Here is a 3139-nt window from a genome sequence, read left to right on the forward strand (position 1 = left end):
GCAGTCGGTGATAGCTTCTCTAAGCGCCCGGTTCATCGAGCACGAATCGATTTGATGGTGGTGTCGGATATTTTCGATCACAGCGCACGGGTGCGGTCTTATGAAATGATTGCTGAGATTGCGCGGGGGATGGATCGATAGATTCTTCTCGAAAGAGTAGAATTTATGTTTCAGGGACTCAAAATTTGCGTAACAGCAAATGAACTCCAAAACGACCTAAGGAACTTAATGCCCGTTATTTTTTGATATAAAGGATTTAGGTTCTTTTTTTACTCCAATGAGGGTAGTCCGAGAGAGCCGCTACATGCGCATGTTCGTAATAGTGAGGGGGAAGCAAAATTCTGGTTGCATCCGACAGTGAGCTTGGCAAATAGCAAAGGCTTTGATGCCAAAACATTACGTGAATTAGCGCAAGTCGTTGAACAAAATGCTGCACTTATTGAAAGAACATGGAATGAATACTTCTGCTAAATCCGTCAAATTTGACGAAAACAGTATGTGGGTTGAATTATCGGATGGCCGCACACTCGGTGTTCCATTGGTATGGTTCCCCAGATTGCTGCATGCCACACCGGAGCAACGTCAACAGCACGAATTGTCGGCTAACGGTATTCATTGGGATGACTTGGATGAGGATATTTCAATTGATGGCTTATTGGCAGGCCGTGGCGATGCCACACATGTTGCACGGGTAGCCGCTTAGGGTGCGTCGTAGATTGGTAGCTAACTATGCACAGCCACCAAAATACTGCACTTGATCCTCTCAACGAGCAGCGCATCCATCGATCCTCGCCACCAACGTTGTGCAAACGTCTGCTGGCGAGAATGTCCCACAATCACAAGATCGACCCCCAGCGCGTCTGCCAGCTTACCGATTACCACCACCGGTTCGCCCATTTCAAGATGCGTGACCACGTTTAATCCGGCAGCAACCATCAGCGCACGACCGGCTGCCAATTCCTCACCCATGGTTTGCGTTCTGACCGCGCATGTAATTTCCGGCGCATACCCGCCGGCCATCCCATTCGGAGAAAACTCAATGACTGCTAACAGATGTATTTCAGTCGAGGAGGGCGGATTGATCCGTATGCATTCATGCAGCGCCGAGCGACTGTCGGGCGTGCCGTCGTAGGCTACCAAAATACGTTTGTACATAATCTCTCCTGATGTCGGTGTTCATGCATGGCGCATGAAGTCAGTGAATGAATATTCTTATTGTGCGCTTTTTATTCTTTGGCAGAGGTAAGGTTTTTGAGGAGTTTCTGGCATCGGCATTTTGGAGAGGCGGGTATTCTTTGCAGATATTTTGTTCAACACGAAAGCTATATACACATGGAGGTTATATGACGCAAAGCACTGTGTTTGTAAATAATGGTACCCAGGCGGTACGTCTTCCCGCCGAATTGCGCTTCCCCGAAAACGTCAAAAAAGTCACTGTGCGGGCAGTCGGCAATGAACGCATCATTTCTCCCGTCACGCATACCTGGGATAGTTTTTTTATCGGATTTGAAAGCGTCTCTGATGATTTTATGGCGGAGCGTGAAGTGCAGGCTTGACGCTTTACGGCTTGCGGACTGGGTAATAGGTAAACCGATTCGATATTGCATAAAAAGAGAAGCTAGCTTCTCTTTTTTTACGTATCAACGGCGATGTGCAAGTATCAATGCACAAGCAGATACGTCAGCCGTCAGCTACCCGCATCCATCAATTCCACCTCTTGCGCCGCATAAGTGCTCAATAACCGGGCCGAGAGCAGCGCCAGTGTCTGCAATGCTTGGCACTTCTCCGCGCTCAGCGCTAAGGCTTGTGCTTCGGCGTTATCGCGATGGGGTTTGGATTGGTAAAACTCGTTGGCTTCGATTACTTCGACAATAGTGTTGATGCCCTGGGAGGCGTCGGCTAACAGTTTGACGTAGTCGATCAGGAAAAAACGTTGCTTGATATCGGTGAGATTGTTGCGCTGCTGCGTGAAGTTGCTAGTAGGCATGATGCGATCCTTTAGTTCAGTTGAGCTTCCCGCTTAAAAAAACGGGGGTGGGCGACAAATGACGGAGTTGACAGACTGGACACCAAACCTAAAAACCAGCAAGCCCGAAGGCTTCACCGCCACTGCCGCCCAGAGAGGGCGAACTTAGGGCCCAGGCCGCATTGCACGGCCCGGGGTTTGATGTAAACAGGCTGTCAAACCTGTATTCCTTTTTGAGGAACGGTGATACCTTACTCGTACTGAAAACGGAGGTCAACAGGAAAATTGCAGTTTTTTGTGATGACTGTTTTGTTTCATTGTTTGGTGCTGGATATTGTTGATTGAAGTCTCGAATGGTCAATGAGCGAGTCCATCATTGTCAGACCAAATGTACATGTTGAGGACGTCACCGCCTTGATCACCCCATACCAAACTCAAACGATTTAGCATAAAAAATACTCTCCTCACGCCAGATCACCTTCGTCCTCGTGACATACAGATTCCAGGTCTCATGTTTGATTGGTTTCAACTCAGAAAATCCCCCAGGACTAAGCACCGCCACACACCCGCTGGCAGCCGGGTCGCGCACCGATTCATACCGCACCATCTCAATAGCATGCAACCGCGCCGCACGTCCTATCGCCTGACAAGCCGCATAGTCTGTGCTGTGCGTCCACTTGCCCCGTTCGGCGACATAGGGCGCAAGCCGCAAGTCGATGCTGCTGCCTTTGATTGCACTTTGAAACAAAGTTTGTTGCAGCGGCTCGATCGTCTCAAGTTCACTGTCCATCAAGAAGCGCCAGCGCCAATAGCCTAGCTCGGCGCAGGCGGTGCGTTGTTCGTCAGTTGCGTAAAAAACGCCGGGGTCATAAGGCGCTCTGAAGCGGGAGCCGGTTGGCAGGGGCGGGTAGCGAAACGGTGTGAAGAGCAGCCAATGCAGCGATGCTGCCTCCGGCGGGATGGGCGGTTTGGACGTCTCCAGAATGGTTTCCAGCAAGTGCTGCTCGTCGATGGAGTCGGCCAGCACCATCGTTGCGATGAGATGCTGACCCTCAACGGCGCGCCAACCGGACATCGTGATCGTTTGAATATCAGATACGTCCACGATAGGCATCCATCCGCCGACCGTGTTGGCGTGGGCAAAACCGACATCATCGAGCATGATAATGAGGA

Annotated in this window: 5 protein-coding genes and 1 pseudogene; 3 read left to right on the forward strand and 3 right to left on the reverse strand. The window is 50.4% G+C overall.

Translation table 11 applies throughout. From position 1 onward, the window contains the following. Positions 1-312: 312 nt before the first annotated feature. Together ACVBEF_RS20885 and ACVBEF_RS20890 are read left to right on the forward strand one after the other, a co-directional pair. Positions 313-471 (forward strand): annotated as a pseudogene (locus tag ACVBEF_RS20885) (DUF4160 domain-containing protein); the annotation flags it as partial. After that, on the forward strand, positions 455-703 hold the full coding sequence (locus tag ACVBEF_RS20890) for a DUF2442 domain-containing protein (protein WP_447125673.1): 249 nt from the start codon (positions 455-457) through the stop codon (positions 701-703). The pseudogene ACVBEF_RS20885 and the gene ACVBEF_RS20890, both read left to right, overlap by 17 nt. Before the next feature lie 20 nt (positions 704-723). Here ACVBEF_RS20890 and ACVBEF_RS20895 read toward each other — a convergent pair whose 3' ends face one another. Then, complete coding sequence (locus ACVBEF_RS20895) at positions 724-1155, reverse strand: universal stress protein (RefSeq protein ID WP_447125674.1); 432 nt, start codon at positions 1153-1155, stop codon at positions 724-726. 47 nt (positions 1156-1202) lie between these two features. On the opposite strand from ACVBEF_RS20895, the gene vapB reads away from it, so the two are divergent. Further along, the gene (vapB, locus tag ACVBEF_RS20900) at positions 1203-1556 is read left to right on the forward strand and encodes a type II toxin-antitoxin system VapB family antitoxin (protein ID WP_447125675.1); all 354 of its coding nucleotides are present in this window, start codon (positions 1203-1205) and stop codon (positions 1554-1556) included. 131 nt (positions 1557-1687) lie between these two features. On the opposite strand, the gene ACVBEF_RS20905 is transcribed toward vapB, so the two are convergent. Together ACVBEF_RS20905 and ACVBEF_RS20910 are read right to left on the reverse strand one after the other, a co-directional pair. Continuing rightward, positions 1688-1987, reverse strand: coding sequence for a hypothetical protein (locus tag ACVBEF_RS20905; RefSeq protein ID WP_447125823.1), 300 nt, complete (start codon positions 1985-1987; stop codon positions 1688-1690). Positions 1988-2384: 397 nt separating this feature from the next. Continuing rightward, a partial coding sequence (locus ACVBEF_RS20910; protein WP_447125824.1) for an RES family NAD+ phosphorylase occupies positions 2385-3139 on the reverse strand: 755 nt, incomplete at its 5' end.

This window comes from Glaciimonas sp. GG7 (genome assembly GCF_052976905.1).

What these genes read in the sequence shown, in the direction of transcription:
- vapB (WP_447125675.1), top strand. Translation starts at nt 1,203, where the DNA reads ATGAATATTCTTATTGTGCGCTTTTTATTCTTTGGCAGAGGTAAGGTT.
- ACVBEF_RS20895 (WP_447125674.1), bottom strand. Translation starts at nt 1,155, where the DNA reads ATGTACAAACGTATTTTGGTAGCCTACGACGGCACGCCCGACAGTCGC.
- ACVBEF_RS20905 (WP_447125823.1), bottom strand. Translation starts at nt 1,987, where the DNA reads ATGCCTACTAGCAACTTCACGCAGCAGCGCAACAATCTCACCGATATC.
- ACVBEF_RS20890 (WP_447125673.1), top strand. Translation starts at nt 455, where the DNA reads ATGAATACTTCTGCTAAATCCGTCAAATTTGACGAAAACAGTATGTGG.